At 57.4% G+C, this 21,553-nt stretch carries 17 protein-coding genes; 2 read left to right on the forward strand and 15 right to left on the reverse strand.

Annotated features, from left to right (window positions below; translation table 11 throughout):
• Window positions 1-256: 256 nt before the first annotated feature.
• Window positions 257-1,144 carry an ABC transporter permease gene (locus NKI66_RS19120; protein WP_245273030.1) on the forward strand — a complete coding sequence of 296 codons (888 nt, stop codon included), beginning with the start codon at window positions 257-259 and terminating at the stop codon, window positions 1,142-1,144.
• Between the two features lie 7 nt (window positions 1,145-1,151).
• Window positions 1,152-1,892, forward strand: a complete 741-nt coding sequence (locus tag NKI66_RS19125; RefSeq protein ID WP_023808526.1) for an ABC transporter ATP-binding protein — start codon at window positions 1,152-1,154, stop codon at window positions 1,890-1,892.
• A 123-nt stretch (window positions 1,893-2,015) separates the two neighbouring features.
• On the opposite strand, the gene NKI66_RS19130 is transcribed toward NKI66_RS19125, so the two are convergent.
• The 15 genes from NKI66_RS19130 to NKI66_RS19200 all read right to left on the reverse strand — a co-directional run bounded on the left by NKI66_RS19130 (window position 2,016) and on the right by NKI66_RS19200 (window position 21,171).
• On the reverse strand, window positions 2,016-3,134 hold the full coding sequence (locus tag NKI66_RS19130) for an acyltransferase family protein (RefSeq protein WP_023808527.1): 1,119 nt from the start codon (window positions 3,132-3,134) through the stop codon (window positions 2,016-2,018).
• A gap of 334 nt (window positions 3,135-3,468) precedes the next feature.
• The gene (locus tag NKI66_RS19135; protein WP_031212187.1) at window positions 3,469-4,200 is read right to left on the reverse strand and encodes a class I SAM-dependent methyltransferase; all 732 of its coding nucleotides are present in this window, start codon (window positions 4,198-4,200) and stop codon (window positions 3,469-3,471) included.
• A gap of 75 nt (window positions 4,201-4,275) precedes the next feature.
• Window positions 4,276-5,388, reverse strand: coding sequence for a polysaccharide pyruvyl transferase family protein (locus tag NKI66_RS19140; protein WP_352721794.1), 1,113 nt, complete (start codon window positions 5,386-5,388; stop codon window positions 4,276-4,278).
• A 54-nt stretch (window positions 5,389-5,442) separates the two neighbouring features.
• Entirely contained in the window at window positions 5,443-10,026 is a 4,584-nt protein-coding gene (locus NKI66_RS19145; protein ID WP_081734721.1) for a glycoside hydrolase family 99-like domain-containing protein, read from the reverse strand.
• The gene (gene rfbD, locus NKI66_RS19150; protein WP_352752555.1) at window positions 10,023-10,925 is read right to left on the reverse strand and encodes a dTDP-4-dehydrorhamnose reductase; all 903 of its coding nucleotides are present in this window, start codon (window positions 10,923-10,925) and stop codon (window positions 10,023-10,025) included. Before rfbD ends, NKI66_RS19145 begins: the two co-directional genes overlap by 4 nt.
• Window positions 10,922-11,992, reverse strand: a complete 1,071-nt coding sequence (rfbB, locus tag NKI66_RS19155; RefSeq protein ID WP_352752557.1) for a dTDP-glucose 4,6-dehydratase — start codon at window positions 11,990-11,992, stop codon at window positions 10,922-10,924. Before rfbB ends, rfbD begins: the two co-directional genes overlap by 4 nt.
• A 22-nt stretch (window positions 11,993-12,014) precedes the next feature.
• On the reverse strand, window positions 12,015-12,566 hold the full coding sequence (gene rfbC / locus NKI66_RS19160) for a dTDP-4-dehydrorhamnose 3,5-epimerase (protein WP_023808534.1): 552 nt from the start codon (window positions 12,564-12,566) through the stop codon (window positions 12,015-12,017).
• 3 nt (window positions 12,567-12,569) lie between these two features.
• The gene (rfbA, locus tag NKI66_RS19165; RefSeq protein WP_224696618.1) at window positions 12,570-13,451 is read right to left on the reverse strand and encodes a glucose-1-phosphate thymidylyltransferase RfbA; all 882 of its coding nucleotides are present in this window, start codon (window positions 13,449-13,451) and stop codon (window positions 12,570-12,572) included.
• 144 nt (window positions 13,452-13,595) lie between these two features.
• Entirely contained in the window at window positions 13,596-14,927 is a 1,332-nt protein-coding gene (locus tag NKI66_RS19170; protein ID WP_352752558.1) for an O-antigen ligase family protein, read from the reverse strand.
• Complete coding sequence (locus tag NKI66_RS19175) at window positions 14,924-16,183, reverse strand: tetratricopeptide repeat protein (RefSeq protein ID WP_352609920.1); 1,260 nt, start codon at window positions 16,181-16,183, stop codon at window positions 14,924-14,926. Before NKI66_RS19175 ends, NKI66_RS19170 begins: the two co-directional genes overlap by 4 nt.
• Complete coding sequence (locus tag NKI66_RS19180; RefSeq protein WP_352752560.1) at window positions 16,071-18,449, reverse strand: GumC family protein; 2,379 nt, start codon at window positions 18,447-18,449, stop codon at window positions 16,071-16,073. Before NKI66_RS19180 ends, NKI66_RS19175 begins: the two co-directional genes overlap by 113 nt.
• A 29-nt stretch (window positions 18,450-18,478) precedes the next feature.
• Window positions 18,479-19,261, reverse strand: a complete 783-nt coding sequence (locus NKI66_RS19185) for a polysaccharide biosynthesis/export family protein (protein ID WP_031212196.1) — start codon at window positions 19,259-19,261, stop codon at window positions 18,479-18,481.
• The gene (locus NKI66_RS19190; RefSeq protein ID WP_023808540.1) at window positions 19,261-20,070 is read right to left on the reverse strand and encodes a tyrosine-protein phosphatase; all 810 of its coding nucleotides are present in this window, start codon (window positions 20,068-20,070) and stop codon (window positions 19,261-19,263) included. Before NKI66_RS19190 ends, NKI66_RS19185 begins: the two co-directional genes overlap by 1 nt.
• 121 nt (window positions 20,071-20,191) lie before the next feature.
• Complete coding sequence (locus tag NKI66_RS19195) at window positions 20,192-20,512, reverse strand: hypothetical protein (RefSeq protein WP_023808541.1); 321 nt, start codon at window positions 20,510-20,512, stop codon at window positions 20,192-20,194.
• Between the two features lie 332 nt (window positions 20,513-20,844).
• A complete protein-coding gene (locus NKI66_RS19200) occupies window positions 20,845-21,171 on the reverse strand; it encodes a hypothetical protein (protein ID WP_352752562.1) in 327 nt (108 codons plus the stop codon).
• Window positions 21,172-21,553: the final 382 nt, after the last annotated feature.

The following is a 21,553-nucleotide window of genomic DNA, read 5'->3' on the forward strand; positions in this document are numbered from 1 at the left end:
GAAGATACTTCGCGACCGATCACCTTACTCAAGTGCCATCCCCGGCCCCCGCCGTGCTGTATCGCATACTGCGGGGGCGAGGGCATAGCCAGAGTTTTTTTCGGACAAGAAGCGTCCAGTGGAGAACATGGATCTTGCTCGGGCGGTTGCCGCAAAGTCAACATTATCAAAAGCTAAAGTAAGCTAGACAGCATGCGTTCAGTTTTGCCGCAGTTGACTCTGCTCCCCACCGCGTTACGACGCAATGCGTTGCCATATGCCCATCGAAATGGCTATTAGAGACGGGCTTGGTGGTTCGCTATGGCCAGCGAAGAATAATGCGCCAGAACAACGGATTGCGATACTCCCAGCTATGATTGCGGCACTAAACGGCGCTTTTGACGACATCTCAAAGGCCATGAGATTACACCGGGTCTGGATTGCGCTTGCCCATGAGGACATCGGCGACCAGCACAGACGCACGACGCTCGGCCCGCTTTGGATGCTGGTCAATTATCTGGCATTCATCGGCACTTTCATCTTCGTTTTCAAGACCAAGGACACGGATTCGGCCGGATACACGGCCTATGCCTCGATCGGCCTAGTTGTCTGGTTCTACCTTATGGAGATGATCAGCCTGAGCGTGCCCCTGTTCTCGCGCGAAGCCAGTTTCATTCAAGGTACGAGGCTGCCACTCTTCGTGTATGTGATGCGGCTGACGGTGCAATGTATCATCCGAGCGAGCTATTCGGTCGCGGGTTGCATCGTCATCCTGCTGCTGAGCGGTTTGGGAATCAGCGCTGAGTGGCTTTTGTCGATCCCGGGGTTGTTGCTGATTGTGCTCGCGACCCCTGCAATCGTAATGGTTTTCGCATTCCTGGGCGCATTCTTTCCCGATGCTCAGTTCATCGTCGGCAACATCATGCGAGTCGGCACGTTTCTTACGCCAGTCTTCTGGGCCTATCATGGGCAAGGCGGTATACAGAACTATGCCTATCATTGGAATCCGTTCACATATTTCCTGGAAGTGGTGCGTGCGCCAATCGCGAGCGGCGAATTCCCAACCCATCCCTTTGTTGTGACAGCCTACATCTCCTTGGCTTTCTGGGCGGTTGCGTTGCTGCTGCTGGGCGGATATCGCAAGCGCGTCGTTTTCCTGATCTGAGCTCAAAATGATTTCCATCAAGCTGGACAATGTCAGCCTCGCCTACCGCCTCTACGAAAAATTGACGCTTACGGCGCCTGACCGGCGCCTGGGTGGTCTTGGAGGCAAAATCGGACGATCCGGCGGCAAGCAGGTCGTGCAGGCGCTGGAAGATGTCAGCTTTGAACTCAAAGCGGGCGACCGTTTGGGCTTGGTCGGCCCAAACGGGGCCGGCAAGACGACACTGCTCAAGGTGTTGTACGGCATCTATCAGCCATCGGCCGGCACAGTAGCCATTGAAGGCAAAGTCGACGCTTTGTTCAACATCAACATAGGATTTCGCCCCGAAGCGACGGGGCGGCGAAACATTGTTCTGAGGGGTTTGATCAGCGGGTGGACCGAGGCCGAGATCCAAGAAAAAATGCCGGAGATCATCGCCTTCAGCGAACTTGGCGACTTTATCGATGTCCCCTTCAAAACCTATAGCCAGGGTATGGCCGCTCGCCTTGCTTTCTCAGCGGCTACAGCCCTTGACCCCGAAATTCTGCTGATGGACGAGTGGATCGGCGCCGGCGACGCCCAATTTCAAGAAAAAGCCAAGCGACGCATGGATGAACTGGCAGAGAAGGCAGGCATCATCGTCCTGGCGACCCACAATGAGAGCCTGCTCGAAAGCGTATGTACGAAGAGAATGACGCTTAAGAACGGAAGGGTCGAAGCCTTCACGACGAAACCTGCAGAGAGGGCTGGAACGCGAGCTAAGTCTTAAGGTACTCTTCCCGGATACTATATGCTCGCAGTTCAGATTCCCAATTCGTCGCACCTGCTGCGGTTGAGTATGCCAACGTTGCGCCCTGTGGACGTTACTAAAATGAATTGCGCGCGCGATTGGTCAACTGCCTGCTAGAGATCGCCTGGACAAGCGTTTCGCGAGGCCCATGCCGGGCCGCTCGATGTATCGATAGCTCACCAGCGCCAAAGGAATCAATACAGCAAGAGTGCAGATGGTCGAGACGAAGAACGGGACGGATGCGCCGCTGAATGCTGAATAGATCGTGCGATACAGGCCGCACCTCTCCAAGCCGACCAGAACAACAGGGTGCCAGAGATAGAGGCTGAAGCTGGCGTTCCCGAGGGTCATTGCAACTCGGTTCACGAACCATCTTGCCGGATGAAGAGAAACTCCGACTACTGCTCCAGCTAGAGCGACCGCCCACGCTACGCGCCCGCCTAAACCAGGGATGTAGGCAGAAAAGTCGATCAGGCCGATGACCGCCAATAAACTGACGCCAAATACTGCCTGACCGGCCAGAGGGGAGGTTTGACGAAGCTTAAGCCAAACGTGATATCCGGCTATGCCGGCTGCAAAATTCACCATGTGGCCAACCAGCGAATATCCACCAAATGCCGCGATTGGCCCTGTTGTCCCTTGGAACGCAGCATCCCAGCTAACTGTGACGAACACGACCACGGCTAGGAAGACCAGTGAGCGCGTAAGATCGGTCACTGCAAAAACCAGCAATGGCAGAATGGCATAGAAGGCCATTTCGATGCCGATCGTCCACGAGGCCATGACGTAGCCGGTCACATACTGGGGCGTCAGATTGAAGATGAACAGTGCAGAGCTGACGACGTACCCGAGAGCAAACGGCGAGGTGGGAAACTGCGCGGCGCCAAACATCCAGTAGAGTGGGAAATAGAACGCCATCATGAAATAAAACAGCGGCGCAATCCGAAGGAAGCGGCGCAAGTAGTATTCCCGCAGATCATCCCGCGAGCCAATCTTGCTGCTATAACCGACAAACAATCCGAAAGCGCTGACGATAAAGAACAGCGGCACGCCATAGCCAAAGTGCGATCGGACGAATCCTAGATAATGGGGAATCTCCAGCTTCGTGAGCCAGACCATGTGAAAGAGTACAATCGATAGCGCCGCGTAGCAGCGCATTGCAAGAAGGCCTGGCAGATCAATCCGCGCGGTCTTGTTTTCGGGGCGTATCTCCGTATTCATTCCGTCTCGCTTGTAACTCAAACCAACTCGTCCTACTGTCTGTCTGGGGTACCCGCGACCATTCGCTTTTCTTCGGCTCCGACCTAAGCTTTCACCGATCCCCATACACTCGCTGCCTCAACCGCCGCCGGCTTATTACCTCGGCACGTTCACGGCCTTTCGCAAGCTTGCATGAAAGCCGTCGCTGCCGCATGTCGCCATGTAATCGGGCTCCCGAAGATCGTTGGCAAGAGGTAGGTGTCCGAGGCCTTCCAATTAGGGCTGTCCTTCCCGACCGAGTGCGAGAGCTACTTCAAAGCTGTAGAGTATAACACCGACTAAGCAGAAAAATTCTTTAGCGGGCGTGTTTCCGTGCCAAATATACTTCTGTAAATTCGCCTACTATTCCGTGCCAGTGATCGTGAAAACGGCACACCTCGACGTCCATTCCTGACCACCGGTGGATCAGTTCTGGAAGGTCATAGCCGTAGTGAAATGTTACCAGCGAACCAGCATCGCTAACCGGATTCCCATGATATTCCGGCTCGCCGGTGTGCTGGATCGTTCCGTCCGGCCTGTAGAGCGCACGGCGCTCACTGTCGATCTTGCCCTTGTAGGTGGGAACGGTGAACAGGTAAGCGCCGCCTGGTTTCAGGGTGCGGACAATCTCCTTTGTCACCCGCTCCGGCATATTCACATGCTCCATGACATCAAGTGTAACGACGACATCGAAAGTCGCATCACCAAATGTCTGCGCCTCCAAGTTCTCGTTTCGGAAGCCCTTGACGGACGAGCCCAAACGCTCTCCGGGAAAGTACTGCGATTCAACATACCCGGCACATTCCCGCTTCAACTTCGGAGAAATCCCGCGGGGAGTGGGAGAGGATTCATGAATAACAAGGTTGCGCCAACGAGGGATATGTCGCGTGAGCGTAAGAGCCAAAGCGCGCTCGCGCGGGATCGATCCACATCTGGAGCAGAGCAGATGATCACGATACCAATCATAGTTGGCGGAAAACTCGACATTGGCTTCACAGATTGGGCAGTAACCTGCCCGGCGGTAAACTGGATGAGAATCAGAATTCATGGAGCACCATCAGGATTTTCAAAAAACGAAGCCGTAAGCAGAATGCTGCTTCGGTACGAGCTCAGCTTCACGGTGCTACTCTAGCCGGTGGGCAACCCCATTTTCCGAAAGGAATTGGGCAAAACGATCATATAGAACAGTGTACTTGCGCTGAAACTCATCATAGTTACCAGCCTGCACAAGCTCGTGGACGTCCAATTGTCCCACTTTATCGACCGGGATGTGCGGGATGCTCATAAGTTCCGCCATTTCCGTCGTCCTCGAATCATGGGAAATTATGGTTGCAGGAACACCGTTGGTTAATGCGATCAGGTTTCCATGGAAGCGCGTTCCTACCGAATAGTCAAACTTCGAGATGTACGCATCCCACTCTGCCAGATCAAAGAACATTTTTGCGTTCTCTTTGACGTGCTTTACATAGAGCGACGGATCCATTTCCATGTTCATCTGCCCGAGCACTGCCTGGGCGACCTCAAAATCATCTTCTCTCCCATCTCTGGAAAGTAGCATTTTCATTTCCGGTTCTTCGTTCTGAAGAACATATGGATATTTTTTATGAGCGGATAATTTCAAAAGATCAGCTTCAACGCGCCGGGCAGCTTCGGGATTGGCCGAATGAAGAAATACGTTGCGTGATCCGTTCACTGCAACTCTCAGTTCGGCGTCTCTTCCTGGCCTCTTTATCTTCAAGTCCGGACGCAATTTGCGAAACAAACTTGGGCATCCAACCTCTTTGACGTTCTTTATCGCAAAGTCATTCATGACTTCAGCCGTAAAATGGCCACGCACGCCCACGGTCTTGCTGCGTTCCGATATGATACGAAGGAAGCGTTTACTGCCCTCTGGGATATCTGTGACTTTGTCACCGATGATAGAAGCTTGCGCCCCGAGGCCGGCAACCAGGCATGGCAGCTTGGTCGGCTCGATAAAGTCAGCCAAATAGGACAAATCAAAATTTTTGAAAATGAAATTCGCTGCGGCGATAGCAATGATGTCGAAACGTTCGTTTGCTTCTTGCGGGGAATAGCCCAACCCCTGACCGAACTCTTCAAAGCGAAGTTCCTCGAATAGAGACTGCCCTATCAGAAGGTTTCCGGTGTTGTATCCAATGATTTCGAATTTCTTTTCAAAAGCAATCTGCGGATCAGGATGCGGAGCTATTGGCGCTCCCAGAAAAAGAACTCTCACTAAAATCTCCTCGACGCTCTGTAGACATCTAATTCTCCACAGCCACCAACGTCGTCATTCTTGAATTGGGATACCAAATCGTTCACTGAGTTCACGGGCGTAGACGCTCGCCCGTTCAAGCGCGGCAGATCCAAGATCGTGGCTGCGGATTGTGTTGGCCTGTACCTGCCTGATCTCCTGTAGATGCCTGAGATCGAAATTTCCTATGGTTACGCTCGACTGATGCCGCCGGTGTGAATTGAGCGAACGCGGGGAAAAAGCGATCGAACCATTTTCGAGCAGACGCAAATATGTCACCCAATCCCCGGCGTTGCGCAACGACATGATCTCTTCGCTGTGTTTGGCCAGTGCATTCCTGAGCGCCTCCCTTCGAAACAAGACGCCACTGACGTTCGGAATGGTGTTCTTAAGGTAAAGCGCCTCGGCGATTTCCTGGCGGCCGTCCACGACGTAGGGTTTCGTCCAGCGAGACCGGTCGATGTCCGACACATAGTCGAGATAGTGTTCGGACAGAACCCGGCCGGCGCCGTCCATCTGGCGCGACTGGCAGTAGCTCATCACCACCTCCTCACGTTCGAAGGCGGGCAGAAGCTCGGCCAGAAAATCGGGATCGGCGAGGTCGTCGGCTTCGGCGATCCAGACATAATCGCCGCGCGCCATTTCGACCCCCCGCATCCATTGGCGGAATACCGAGCCTGAATTCTGCGCATTGACGACCAGCCGGTATGGGATGTCGCAACCGGCCAGAAATTCCTCGATGACTTCTACGCTTTCATCGGTCGAAGCATCGTCAAGCACGATCAACTCGTAGGGCTTTATCGTCTGATCGACGATGGAGCCTAGACGTGCGCCCAGGTATGGGGCGTAGTTGTAGTTCGGCACGATGACCGACACCCGCGGCAGCGGCCTTTCGGCGTAAATCAGCAGGTCATGTAGGTATTGGCTGAAGCTGAATTCCTGGCGGACAATATCCCGGCCAACGCTGGCGAGACGCCGAGCTTCACTTGGATTGTCGAGCAGATTGCCAATGACCTCGGCCATCGCATCGGTGTCGAATGCCTGCACGAGGATTCCGCAATCCCGCTTCAGCAGATCCTGGAAGCCACCAGCGCCCTCAAAGGCAACGACCGGCACTGTGGCATCCAGCGCCTCAAGCACCACCGAAGGGAACGGATCTTCACGCGAGGTCAAGGCGTAGATATCAGCGGCGAAATAGTATTCCTGCGGATTTTCCACCAATCCGACAAAGACGAAGCGGCCCTCCAGTCCCGCTTCCTTCACACGCCGCATTTGCTTGGCGTGAAAGACAGTATCGACATGACCGACCCAGACTGCAACCGCATCCGGCCTGGATGCCATCACCTTGAGGCAAGCATCAACGAAAAGATCGAGGCCCTTGCGATGGTCGGCATAGCCCGCGCACAGTATGATGCTTGCGTTGGTCGAAAGCCCTAATCTTGCGCGGACCGCCTCGCGGACCTGCTGGCGATCATCGGCGAGATAGGGCGTACGCAGATAGAGTCCTTGCGGCCTGACTACCGACTGGCTGACCGGTTGGCCAACAAACTCTTCGAATCCGGCTTTGACGATCTCGGCTGGGAAAACGACCGTGTCAGCGCTCTCAGCAATGGCTGCGGCTGCGTCAGCAAGACCGTAGGACGCCAATATTCCGGGCAGTTCGTGGACGAGGCAAACGGTGCGGAACCCCGCCTGCTTCAGCAGCGGGACGAGCTTTCCGGATACGGTGGTATTCACGACGGCGACCTCGGCACCGTTGTTTCTAATGGTGGCCAGGCGTTTCAACACATCGGCATCGCCTTGTTCAGGCAAGTCGATCCTGTGCACGGTCGCGGCGTGGGCGAAACGGCCGAGCAGCGGCCCGTCGCCCAGCACGATGAGATCGGGCTCAAAACCAAGCCGCTTAAATCCCTTGGCCACATTGAGAGCCAGCAATTGCGCCCCATGCGGGTGGGCGTCGTGGGAAACGATTGCAATCCTTGCCTTGGAGATCCCCTTCGCCGCCTCCAAAGCGTCGCGGGTCGCTTGCAGATAGGCGTGGCCGTTAACGCTATCGGGCTCCAGGTGAGCGCCTTCCGCCCACTCGTTCCAGGCATTGACGAAAACCAGCCGCTCGGATGGCTCGCTAATATGGGCCAAGGTGTCCTCAATAGCATTGTCCAGCCATCTGCGATACAGCGCGGGGGTGTTGTTGATGAACACCGTGCCACCGCGCTTGCGGCGTGCGGTATTGTCCCAGCCCGGGCAAACCGAACGGAAGAGCTTGTATTTGCGGGATGAATAGGTTTCGCTGCGTTGTGGGAATACCGACCAGTCATAGACGGTCGTGGCAAAATCCTCATGCAGCGGCGTCACTGTATGCGTGACATTTGGCGGCGCGGAATTGTTTGGCGGAAATTCCACTGCGGCATCGAACCCGTAGCGGTGGGGAGGCACAGATTCGAAGGACTGGGTGTAGGCTAGGAAAATCTCGCCAACACCATTCTCCCGGCACCAGGTCCGCCAGCGCCGCGCTGTCTCACCCGCCGCCGGGAGCAGGCTTGGTCGGTAGACCAGCAACAGCGGCTTGCCATCGATGCGGATGTAGCGAGGGTCACGGAGATAAGGCGCGACCTCGGCGATAAAGGCGAGGTCGTCCTGGGGGGAGTGATCCTGCGCGATGAGGATTTCCTGGTCCATCCCGTCCCAGCGACGCGACCAGTTCTCGTTGGCCCAGCAGACGCAGAACGGCATGTCGAGGCTCTTGTCCCCGAGCCAGTTCTCAAGCGGCTTTTCCAGAAGCCGCTTGCCGGCGAACCAATAAAAATAGAAGCAGAAACCTTCCACGCCATAGAGCTTTGCCAGCTCTATCTGGCGGCGCTGAACTGCAGTGTCGCGCAGATCATAATACCCGAGCGCATCCGGCACGTGCGGCTGGTGATGGCCGATAAATTGCGGCTCAGCGGGCCTCACATTGGTCCATTCGGTGAAGCCCTGCCCCCACCATTCATCGTTTTCGGGGATCGGGTGGAATTGCGGCAGGTAGAACGCGATGACGCGCACCGGCTTCTGGAGCAGTGGCGGCGCCTTGAGAACCGGCACATAGACGGGTTCGGGCGCAAAGATCGGACCGGAACTGACCAGCGCCCCGCGCAAGACCATCTCGTTGCTGCCCAAAGGCGTTTGGGGTGCCTCCATGCTTCTCCAGGCGCGGTAGGCATTTGTAACGCCAAACAGCGAAGGAAAGGTCGAAAACGCTGCTCTCTTCAATTTTCGCTTGAGGTCGATGGAGAGCGGCAGATTGTGCCAACAAGCGTAAGCGCCGCGAATTGCCAAGCGGCGGATCGTCATGCGAGCGGTGCCGATAGCGTGGACGCGGCTCCCAATCCCGCGCAGAGGCTTGGTCACTCGCCAGGATGTGCTGGCATAAACGGCATCGAGAACCTCATGCAACCGGATTTCCTCGGATCGCGCCTCGTCGCGATCCGCAAGCAGCGCACTCGTCGCCCTGTGCGCCATCGACAAATTTTGTTGCAGGAGCTCGATCTCCTTGTCTCTCGCAATGATCTGTGTCCGCCCTTGAGCAATCTCGTCGTCTCTTGCGCTGACTTGTGTCCTTGCGCTTGAGATCTCGTCTTTGTAGGTCCGGATTTGTTCTCGCATTTCAGCCATCTCGCTGGAGAAAGCCTCGATACGCGCCCCATGATGCCCCACCAATTTCCGGTTGGTTTCGATCTCCTCCTCCATCGTTGTTGACTTCAACGACCATGGATTTCCGGTTTGATCGATCGCCTTGCTCTTCGTCTCGTCGAGAAGAACCACGCTCCCGTCGGCGAGCGCGACCCGCCCGTGCACGTTGCGCGCGCCCAGGACGTTTTCCGGAATTGGCAGCTTCGTTACAATGCAAAGCGAGTTCAAGAACTCGACGGAATGAACCGATGCGAGAGAAGCTTCATCAAATGCGACTTGGTGCCTGTCGGCGAAAATCGCCAAGGCATCGACCCGACGGCGATCCAGCCCCCAATGCTCATGGTTGACCACATCAAGCAGACGCTTGAAAAACGACATCGAGGAAAGCGGATCGTAGAGACCGCCCTCGAACTCCTGCCAGTAACTGCAATGCAAATCCTCGGCGAGGTACATGCCCCCTTCGGAAAGATGGGGGAAATATCGTGCGAACGAGCGTATTATATCCGAGGATAGGTGCGATCCGTCATCAATTATAATATCATACTTTTCCGACATCGAGATGATGTCGCGCTCTGTTTCATCAGTATTGGCGTCACCTACGGAGATCTTTATCTTCCGGCTGTCGAAAACGAGATTCCCGCAAGCCAGATTGACGTCACAACCAACGATTATTTCAGCATTGGGGAAATATTTCTGCCATATCTCCAGGGATCCGCCATTCTGAACTCCGATTTCCAGGATTCGAACCGGCCTGTCTCGATACTCTGAAAAAATATGGTCGTAGGTGCTGAGATAGATCGACCATTTATCCGACACTTTGCCGCGATGCGCGTCGTACAGGTCACGAAGTGAAAGAGCCTGCTTTGCAGGCCTTGCCGTTTTGGCTTTGGCGCGTGCCTTGCCGGCAGGCATCGCATCGCGCGTGTTTTCCGCTGAAGGGTGCTTGTTCATGCCGTCAATGCCTGTTTCGTCTCACCGGCTAGGAGCCGGTGCACCACCGCCCCCGTCGATTGACGCCAGTCCGGCGCCCTCCACCCGAACACGTCGGCGAATTTCGCGCTCGACAGCCGGGAATTGGCGGGGCGGCGCGCCTTGGTCGGATAATCCATCGTAGCAATGTCCCGTACCCGCGCCCAAGGACCACCCAACACGCGGCTTGTGTCCAGGATATGGCGGGCAAAGCCGCTCCAGTTGGCCTCGCCGGTTCCGGTCAGATGATAGATGCCGGATGTGGCGGCGCCGTCGTGCAGCTGTGCCGCCGCATGCAGGATCGCGTCGGCGATATCAAGTGCCGATGTCGGATTTCCCCACTGATCGGCCACCACCGCGATCTCGTCGCGGTCGGCGGCCAGCCGCAGCATGGTTTTCACGAAATTCTTGCCGAACGGACTGTAGACCCATGCCGTGCGCAGGATCAGATGGCGCGGATTGGCTGATGCAACCGCCTGTTCGCCGGCAAGCTTGGAGGCGCCATAGACGCTGGCTGGTGCGGTCGCGTCGGTCTCGACATAGGCGGCGTCCTTGGTGCCGTCGAAGACATAGTCAGTCGATAGATGGATGACGGGAACGCCAAGCAGCGCCGCCGCTTGCGCCACCTTGCCGGCGCCGACGGCGTTCACCGCGAATGCCAGATCGGGCTCGTCCTCGGCCTGATCCACCGCCGTGTAGGCGGCAGCCGACACGACGGCATCAGGCTTCGCGGCCGCGATGGCTTCGATCACGGTGTCGGGTCTTGAAAGGTCGAGTTGCGGACGGCCAATGGCGATGACCTCAACGCCGGCGGCGGCCTGGCCGGCCTCCAGGAGGCTTGCCGCGACCTGCCCGTCGCGTCCGGTGACAACCAGCCTCACGCCGCCCCCTTGCGTGCTTCGCCCAGCCGTTCACCGGCATAGCGCTGCTCGCGGATCGGTCCCCACCACCATGTGTTGTCGAGAAACCAGTCGACGGTCTTGGCGAGGCCGCTGTCGAAATTCTCATTGGGCGCCCAGCCCAGGTCCCGGCCTATCTTCGAGGCGTCGATGGCATAGCGGCGATCGTGACCGGGGCGGTCGGTGACGAAGGAAATCAGGTCGCGATAGGTCTTGCCCCCTGCCCGGGGCCGCCTGCTGTCGAGGAGATCGCATATCGTCTCGACGACGCCAAGGTTCGTCCGCTCGGAATTGCCGCCGACATTGTAGCTTTCGCCCGGCAGTCCCCTGGTCGCGACAAGTTCCAGCGCGCGCGCGTGATCCTCGACGAACAGCCAGTCGCGCACATTGGCGCCGGCGCCATAGACCGGCAGCGGCTTTTCATCGAGCGCATTGAGGATGACCAGCGGGATCAGCTTTTCGGGAAAGTGATAGGGTCCGTAATTGTTGGAGCAGTTGGAAAGCACGACCGGCAGGCCATAGGTTTCGTGCCAGGCCCGCACCAGATGGTCCGAGGCCGCCTTCGAGGCGGAATAGGGCGAGGATGGCGCGTAGGGCGTTTCCTCGACGAACATGCCGCCATCGAAGGGAAGATCGCCGAACACCTCATCGGTCGAGACATGATGGAAGCGGAAATGGCTCTTCCTGTCTTCGGGCAGGCCGCGCCAGTATTCCAGCGCGGCATTGAGCATCTTGTAGGTGCCGACGATGTTGGTCTCGATAAAGGTGCCCGGCCCATCGATCGAGCGGTCGACATGGCTCTCGGCGGCAAGGTTCATGACGATGTCGATATCGTCGCGCTGGAGGATGTCGAGCACGGCCCTTTCGTCGCAGATGTCGGCCTGCGCGAAGCGATAATTGTGTGCATTCTCGATCGGCCGCAGCGAGGCCAGGTTTCCCGCATAGGTAAGCTTGTCGAGATTGGTCACCCGATAGGCCGGGTTGGCGCATAGATGCCGGCACACCGCGGAACCGATAAAGCCCGCACCGCCCGTCACCAGAAAATTCATGCCGCTGTCCTCACGTAACCCATCAGGCGAACACCTCGGCGGCGGCCAGCAGCGGCGCCTTGAGATCCTTGTCCGAGAGCTGGAACCCGCCGGTCAATGACGGCCATTCGATGCCGATGTCGGGATCGTCGAAACGGATCGACCGATCATGCGCCTGCGAATAGGTGTCGGTCACCTTATACAGGACCTCGGTGTCAGGCACGAGCGTCACGAAGCCGTGCGCGAAGCCTTTCGGCACCAGAATCTGGTTGCCCTTTTCGGCCGACACTTCGAGAGCGACCCATTTTCCGAATGTTTTCGAACCGCGGCGAATGTCGACGGCCACATCGAGAATGCTGCCCCGGATGACGCGCAGCAGCTTGTCCTGCGCGCGCGGCGCAAGCTGATAATGAAGCCCTCGCAAGACGCCCGCCGCGGCGGAATAGGAATGATTGTCCTGCACGAAAGCCAGGTCTATGCCGGCCTGCGAAAAGCGCTCGGCATTGTAGGTTTCCACGAAGAAGCCGCGCGCGTCGCCATGTCGCTTCGGCACGATTTCCAGCACGCCATCGATGCCAAGGGGCCTGACCTCCAACGCCTAGCCCTCCGACAGGTCGACGACACGCCGGCGCAGATAGGCGGCATATTCATTCTTGCCCAGGTGGTCGGCGCGACGCAGAACCTGGTCCACTGTCAGCCAACCCTGTTCAAAGGCGATCTCTTCGGGACAGGCGACCTTGATGCCCTGGCGGTGCTCGATGGTGCGCACGAATGACGAGGCCTCATGCAGGCTGTCATGCGTGCCGGTGTCGAGCCAGGCAAAGCCGCGCCCCAACCGATGCACATGCAGCTGGCCGCGCTCGAGGTAGACATTGTTGACCGCCGTGATCTCGAGCTCGCCGCGCGCCGAGGGACGGATGGCAGGGGCGATGTCGACGACGTCGTTGTCATAGAAGTAGAGACCGGTGACCGCCCAGTTGGATTTCGGCACCTGCGGCTTTTCCTCGATCGTCAGCGCCGTTCCTGTGGCCTTGTCGAAGGAAACCACGCCATAACGCTGGGGATCCTCGACATGATAGGCGAACACCGAAGCGCCCTTTTCGCGCGAGGCTGCGTCGCGGCAAAGCTGCGACAGCCCGTCGCCGAAATAGATGTTGTCGCCGAGGATCATCGACACGTTGTCCTTGCCGATGAAATTGCGGCCGATGATGAAGGCCTCCGCCAGCCCGTTGGGCTGCGGTTGCTCGGCATAGGACAGGTCGAGGCCGAACTCCGATCCATCGCCAAGCAGATCGCGAAAAACCGGCAGGTCACGCGGCGTCGAAATGATCAGAATTTCACGGATACCCGCGAGCATCAGAACGCTCAGCGGATAATAGATCATCGGCTTGTCGTATATCGGCAGAATTTGCTTAGAGACTGCTAATGTTAGTGGATAAAGACGCGTTCCACTGCCTCCAGCAAGGATAATTCCTTTCAAGAAGCTCTCCTTGACATGCCTGAACCCCCCGGCCCCAGCCGCCCGTGCTTAGGTTCCATGCAATGGCTTGTCAATCTCGGCGTTCGGCAAACGACCGGGTCACGGTCCAGCGCCAATCCATGGCCAATTCCAGGCGACGCATTGCTATCGTCTTGCCAAGGCCGGCCTGACGGGAACAAGCAGATTGTCATCATGGGCCTCGGTCGACTCGCCTCTCTGGCTTAACCGCCCAGCGAATCCCTTGTGAAAGATGATGCCATTCATATAGGCGAAAGTCATCGCAAGCGCCGCCGTTCGCAAGGGATAATCGACCAGGGAATGGACGAGCAGAAACGATACTGAGAGAAATGCCATTTTCTGCAGCGGATCTCGCCGTGCCGCAAGGGAAAACGCAAAAAGCAATACCGAGTAGGCCGCGACCAGAAAGACAACAGGCGCGCCACCTTCAAGTGCCAATTCCAGATAATCATTGTGGGCGTGATTGACGTAGGGCTTGAAGATCATCTCTCCCTTTTCGTAAATCTGGTAGACCTTCGGAAAACTGCCAAAGCCGACGCCCGTCGCCCAGTTCTCTTCAATTCCCGCGATCGTCGTGCGGGCAAATTCGGCCCGTCCAAAGGCCGGGTCAACCACTTCCGCATCGATCTTCGTCCACGCCCCGATGGTGTAAAGCGAAAGCCCGATGAAGACAGCGGGTATTCCATACCCGCCCAGCCTCGAGCGCGCGGACAGAAAGACGACAGATACTATGGTGATCGCCAGCCCTATCAGAATACCGGCGCGCGAACCGGCGGCCAGAAGCAGCAGCAGCAGCGTTATCAAGCCGAGCGACCCGGACAGAAGGTGCCCGCGAAACAGGCCGTAGTAGACGACGAAGGGGATGGAGACGAAGAGCAAAGCTGAAAAATGGTTCTGGTTGGCAAACAGTCCCGCATTGATCGTGAACGGCAGCAAACCCTGTATGGCAACCGTGTCGGAGAGCGAATACTGGATCGCCGCAGCCAATCCGTTACAGATGACACCCATCAAAAAGAAGGGCAGAAGACCGTAGACCTGATCTGGGCGCAGGCGGGTGACGCTCAGAAAGAATGCAGCCATCGCCACGAAGTACAACAGACACTCGATCGTACGTCCCACGCCGACACTGACGAAACGCAGCCCGGTTTCACCGCTCAGCCATGGATTTGCAAGTAAAACCTCAGGCCGCAATCCGCTCAACAGGGCGGCAGGCAGCGGCGCGATCTGAAAACAGAACACGGCTAGGCCCAGAGCAAGCAACCACAGGGCCGAGCGAGGGATGCCGTGCTCCGACGGCCTTGAAATGACGGCCGCGGCCGCGACAATCGCCGCCACCTCGATCAGCGCTTCGGTATAGAGACCGCTCGCGGTGCCGCCGCCAATCAGCACTGACAGGAAAAGAACCGACCCAAGCAGATATTTTTCCCATTCCGTGGACCGGGTTGACCGCTCTCTCAAGATGAAACTCTTTCGATGCTCAATTTGTGCATGACCAGCGTGCCAACGTACCGAAATCGCCAGCTCTCAGCGATGGCAGCTGTTTCCAGCCGCAACAATTGCATGGGACACGCGCCTGGTCCGATCGCGAAATCCAGGCTCAACTGCCGCCGATTGAATGTGCCTTCCGGAATGTTGAACCGCGCTATTTCGCCCGCCGGATCCGCGCATCTGATGGACCAGAACAACTGTTTGGGCAGCTTCAGGTTTCTCGCGGAGGCGATCAGGGAAATCCTGTAGGAGCCGGGAGGCAATCCAACGTATTGCTGGAGCGCGGCGTTCTTTACCGGCGTATTCAGGAACCGGACAGTCGCTCCGCTATCGCTTTCGCCGACATCGCGCGCCCCGGCAAAGGTAATTTCCAGACCGGAGCGGTCGCGAACCTGCCAGTCGAATGGCTTGTCGCTGAGGATATGCTCAAAGCCGCCGTTGAAAATGTATCCGGCCAGTGTCCGCTCCTGATCGGACAGACTGAACAGGAACAGCCGATAGGCCGCCTCGTATTCCTTCTGCCGGATATACCCGTCGATTACGGCAGACAATTCCTTCGACGTCGGTCGTGAGCTCGATCCGGCAAGGTCAAGCAACAGTTGATTTGCGACGCGCAGGCCCCGCGGATCCTTACCAAGGGCGGAGAAAAGATTGGATCTCCACGGCGCCTCGATCCTTAAGGCTGCCAGGACAGCCTGATATCCGTCCGGGTTTGAAAGAATAGCCGGCAAGCCTGCCGCAATGACTGGAAATCTGTCGGGCCACCGGCGCAGCAACGTGTCGATCTCGGCAACGGCCTTTGACAGATCGCCCACCTCGATCGAGCGATCGATCGATCTCTGAAGCGAATGGATTTCGGTCTTGGACAGCTTTCGAGCCTGGTCGAAGAGTTCAAAAGCCTCGTCTTTCTCGCCTTGTCGATACTCAATCTCGCCTATCAGGCTGTAGAGCCGGGCGTCCGCGACGTTGAAACGAAGCGCGCCCCTCGCCTTTGCTGCCAAGACGTCGAGATCAACACCGTCGCCTGTTTCGCTCAACCGACCGGCAATTTCGCCTATCAAGGCATCTGTGTTCAAGGGATCAAGCGCAAGCGAGACGGCCGGCGTTTCCGACTCAAGAAGCCGACTTAGCCCTATCGACGAAACCGCCAACACCAGAACGGAGGCGACGAACCAAACGCCTGAACGCCGGAGATTTCGCGTGAGCGGGCTGGCCTGCTCCGTCATCGACTTTGCCCTCAATTTTCGGGGTACTCGCGCCATAGTCGTAGTACTGATAGTTCATGTATTTATAGGCGTAATTGTAATCGAATTTGTTGACCGTAAATTTCGACATCGCCGCTCCGATCACGTTCGCACCGGCTGAGCGCAGACGCTTGAGTGCCGTTTTGGCTGACTTGCGTGTGACCTGATTGGTCGAAACGACCATCAATGTGCCTTCGGCAAGCCGGCTGAGGATTGGTGCGTCGGAAAGACCGACGACCGGCGGGGCGTCGATGATGACCAGATCGAAGCGTTTGCCTAGATTGGTCAAGATCAACGCCATCTTCGGCGACGAGAGCAGGTCGGCCGGATTCGGCGGAATCGTTCCGGACGTCAGCACGGTGACATTGGGGTATTTCGTCGGTCTGAAAATGCTCGGCAGATCGTCCTTGCGAACGGTATTTGTCAGCAGGTTGCTCAACCCGATCGCATTGTCGAGGCCGAACAGCCGGTGCAGGTTGGGTTTGCGGAGATCGCCGTCGACAAGCAGAACCCTTGCGCCGAGTGCCGCGAAATCCTGGCCAAGCTTGAACGACGTGGTCGACTTGCCTTCCGACGGTTCCGAACTGGTCACCAGCAGCGATCGCGGCGCGCCCTCCGCACCGGAGAACTGCAGCGATGTTCGCAGCGAACGATAGGCCTCGGAGAGCCCGGATTTTTGATCGGCGATGCTGGCTATGAGTTCGCGGTCACCGACAAGCGGCAGGATGCCGAGCATCGCCAGCCCCAGATCTTTCTCGATCTGCTCCGGGTTGGTGAAAGTGTTGTTCAGCAACTCGATGATGTAGATGATCGATGCCGCCAGGGCCATGAAAAGCGCGAGAGCGACTGCAAGATTGATGCTCAGACGTGGAGAATAGGGGGCTGTGGGCAGCGAAGCGAAATCGACTATCGCAGCGCTTTGCGTCTTGAGCTCCGAGCTAACGCCGACTTCATTCAGCTTGGCGATAAGGCTGTCATACTGCGACCGGTTGGAGTCGACTTCGCGTTTCAGGATCGTGTATTTGATATTCTTGTCGTTGAAGACGACCTGCTGCCTCTCCATCTCCGCGAGCTTGGACTTGAGGTCGGTTTCCTTGTTCTGCGCTTCCTGATATTTCAGCCGCAACGAATCGGTTATCGCCAGCACGCCGTTGTTGTAGAGTCGCTGCAGTTCCTTGATCTGCGATTGCAATTGCTGCATTTCCGGAAAACCGGGCTTCAGGATGCCCAATTTCTGCTGATACTGGCTGGTCAGATCCGCCAGCTTGTCGCTAAGCTTCTGCAAACCTTCGCTTTCCAGAACCGGACCGAGGCTCGACCCGCGGCCCTTTTCTATCTGATCGACCACCCGCCCCGCATCAAGACGCTCCTGGATTGCAGTGGCCAGGGCGGTGTTCAGGGCTTCGATGTTTGAGCCGATCAGCGATTTGTCATCGCCGGTAACCGTGATGCCGGCATCTTTTGCATAGGTGACCAGTTCCTCTTCGGAGGTCTGCAGCTTTTGCTTCACTTGCAAAACCTGTTCCTGGATGAACTGCCGTGCCAGATCAGAGGTCTCGCTGGTCTGATCGAGACGTTGATCGATAAAACTCTGCGCAACCTGATTGGCAACGTCGCTTGCATATTTCGGCTTTTGATCGACGAAGGTGATCGATAGCAGGCTTGTATTGGTGATCAGATTGACAGTCAGATCTTCCTGGATGCGCTTGATCGCAATTGCCTCGCGCTCTTCGGGCGTTTTCTCCTCAATGGAGGGTGACTTGGACATCCCGAACGCACGGTAGACAATATTGCTCGGGGAAAAGCTCGGCGTCGGAAACAGAAAATCCGGTTTTTCGCTAAGCCCAAGCTGGAACACCACGCGCTGAGCCAATGCCCGGCTCTTCAGCTTCTCCCGAGCGGTCAGGAAGGCCCGGACGTCGCTGTTTTCGGAAACAACCTCAATGTCCTGAAACACTTTCGCCGAAGGCACCAGAACTTCGAGCTGCGTCATCGCCTGATACTTTGGTGTCTGCATCATCGTCACGATGACGCCGGCAACGAGCCCGGCCGCCGCCATCATGACGATCAGCCAGCGATACTGGACGATGTATAAAAGCAGCTTGAGCGGGTTGAACCCCTCATCCTGGCCCGCATAGTCGCGACCATAGGGACCGTAGTTTTGCGGCACGTCGTAATAGGAGTCCGCGGACAGGGCCTGGCCATGTCCGGGTCCGGCAAGTTGGGGCTGCCTGTTACGATCGAGCATGCGCGAGGTGATCCTGGAGTTGTCCGTGTCTACGGAATGACCGCAATGCGGGCAGCGCTGGAGGCGAGGCCCAGCGCATCCTTCAAATTGTTCATCGCGATTTTCGACTTCGAAGCAAAAACGACGACCACGTCGCCGCCATAGATCCGCGGGTTGCGGTTCTTGCCGGCGCGGATTTCCTCGACATTGTAATTTGCGACCAGCTTGTTTTGGCCGACATTGCGATAGACGAAGACCTTGCCGGCATCACCGACCGGATTGAACCCTCCGGCAAGGGCGATCGCGTCGAGCAAGGAAGCGCTGCTGGACACCGGATAAATGCCGGCCTTGTTGACTTCACCATCGACCGTGATGCGCTGGCCAATCGACTCCTTGACGAAAATCGTCACGTCAGGCGACTGCAAGTACTTTTCACCGTAGGCAGTCTCGATTTCCTTCTCGAGCTGACGAACGGTCTTGCCGGCTGCAGTCATGGTTCCAATCAGCGGAAGCGAAATCTGCCCGCCCGCGTCGACCTGAACTGTTCTGTTCAAATTATCGACCTGAAACACACTGACCTCGAGTACATCGTTGGCAGACAGCGGCTGCTCGCTGCCGTTCTGGGTATTCTGCGGCGGCGGGAGATCCTTGACCACCTGCAGCGTACCACCGCCTGAGAGCGCCGATGAAGACGCCATCGGCTGCAGCGCATCGACAGAACTGGTGGAGGACGTCGATGTCGACGAAGTGCTTGCGCAAGCAGATATTGCTAGCGATGCGAGCAAAGCGGGCACGGTGCCCGCATGACTTCTTGCAAGATCGAAAATGCCCATCAAAGAGCCCCGCTCTTGAACAACCGGCCCAATCCGCCAAACCGCCCCGCACTGCTGCCGCCCGATTTCCTCGCGCTTTGCTTTCCGATGGGCACGAGCGGCCGATTTTGCAATATCGCGTCCGGGCGTTTCACTGCCATGTTGTAAGCCTCATCTTCCCCACACCGGTTCGCGATGGCGACAACCGCCTGCGAAAGCCCTGGCCGCCGCCGGCTGGCGCCGTGCGTGTCGGAGGCGACAATATCCACCCTGCCCTCATCCAGCAGCTTCTCCGAGTAGTAGAGCGCCGTACGTCCAAAGGCCCCCGTCACAGAATCAGCCGTGAGCTGAATAAGGCAGCCTAGCGTATTCAACCTCTCGATGACGTCGTAATTCGCCTTGATCCAGGTCAACCGCTCTGGATGAGTGAGGATCGGCACGAAGCCGGCGCCTATGAGACGCGCGGCGAAGTCTTCGAGCCGCGGAGGCAGAATGTGATGTGGCGGTTCGAACAGGAAATAGCGGGATCCGTTCAGAGTCGGCACCGTACCAAGCCTCAATCGATCGGAAAGATCAGGCGCGAGATGAACATCAGCGCCAACGTATAGGGTAAGCGGTATGGCAGCGCGATGAAGCTCCAGTTCCAACGCCTGAACAGCCTCGGCAATGTTTTGCGTGGCGTTCTCATAAACCCCAGGCATTACATGCGGCGTACATGCCATATGCGTTGTACCGTCGGCGACTGCCAGCCGTGCCATCTCCAGCGACATGGCCAAGTCAGGAGAACCGTCATCGAGACCGGGCAGGATATGTGAATGCAGGTCGATCATTGGCGTTTCTGGTTGAGAGGAGGCAAAGCTTCGCCTCGACAAAAATAGAAACGCGTCACCCGCATGAAGGCGAATGACGCATTTGACAAATTTACGCAAAACAACGGGGGTCGTATCCCGCCTATTGGCTGACCGCGTCGTCGTCATCCTGCAGGCCGATAATAAGGGCGACGGCACCACCGACGGCGGCGCCGCCCAAGAGAACCGGCAGCATGCCAGGTTCTGAGCTGGCGGGTACGATCGTCGCAGATGGTGTCTCAAGCGAAACGCACATGCCGCCTTCGATAGGGTCGACCTTGACGGTGGCATTGGCTGGAATATCGAGCGCGCAATTGGCTCCGATAGCCAGCGAAGCAGACGCCTGCGACCCGGTCATGATGCGCGCGCCCGCATACACCGGCGCCTCGGCATCCACCCCTGCATAGCCGCCGGCCTGGGACATCTGGACATCACCCCGGACCTGCGTAAGACGACCTATCGCGTCTTCGGACGCCGGCACGGGCGCAAGACAGGAACAGGTTTGCTGAGCTACAGCCTCGGGCTCGGCGAACAGGACGCCCCCTGCGACGAATGCAACAAAAGCAAAAGCAGCCCCGAACCGATGGCAACTCATCATTTTACCCCACCAAAATCTGTAACTCGCCCTGTTGGTACGAATTACAGCCCGCCCCGCCCCAAGCAATAGAACAATATGGTTAACAAACCCAATAAACCAGCCGGCCCGCCAACCTATCCAGACCCTTCTCTACAGCGGCCGACGCCGCCATATCTTCGTCAGCGGCTGACGCCGTTGTCGTCGTCCTGCGTCGCCGCGAGCACGCCAGACGTCAGAAGCGCCCCGGCGAAAATCGTCTCCGGCGGACCGAACCCAGCGCCGCCGCCGGAGGGCTGAATAGCAGCCGTCTGCTCCGAGCCGACAAGCTTGAGGCAAATGTCGTCGCCAAGGCGGGAAACGTCGAGGCTCGAATTGGCCGAAACCTCCAGATTGCAGCCGCCGACCAGAACGGAGGCCGCGCCCTTGGCGCCAACCACCACACGGCTGCCGAAATCGAGCGCGCTTCCAACCTTGGCAGCGCCATAGCCCGCCGTCTGCGACACCATCACATCACCGATGGCGGAACGGATGGATCCGATCGGGTTTGCCGAACCTTGATAGGGTGTCGCGCAGCTGCACGAAGCATCCTGGGCAAACGATGAAGCTGGACCAAACCCGATTGACACGACAAATACGGCAAGCGCAGTTTTGACCACAAGGTTCATCAGTCTTCGATCCCTTCTTGCTGCACCACTTCAGACGCACCCAGTCAAAGGCAGTGCATCAGCGCGTACCAGTTTTTGGCCACAATTCCAACCTGTTTCGCGCGCGCGAGGCGATTTAAGCTGATGCGTGTCTGTCCGAGCACAGTACTTTAGCCAAATCGCATTAATAGTTTTCGACTAACTTTCACAGGTTTCTTATTATCGGGCAAAAATTTGAGGTCTC

Origin of the sequence: Mesorhizobium sp. M0518 (assembly GCF_040321125.1) — a bacterium.
In the GTDB taxonomy this organism is placed as follows: domain Bacteria; phylum Pseudomonadota; class Alphaproteobacteria; order Rhizobiales; family Rhizobiaceae; genus Mesorhizobium.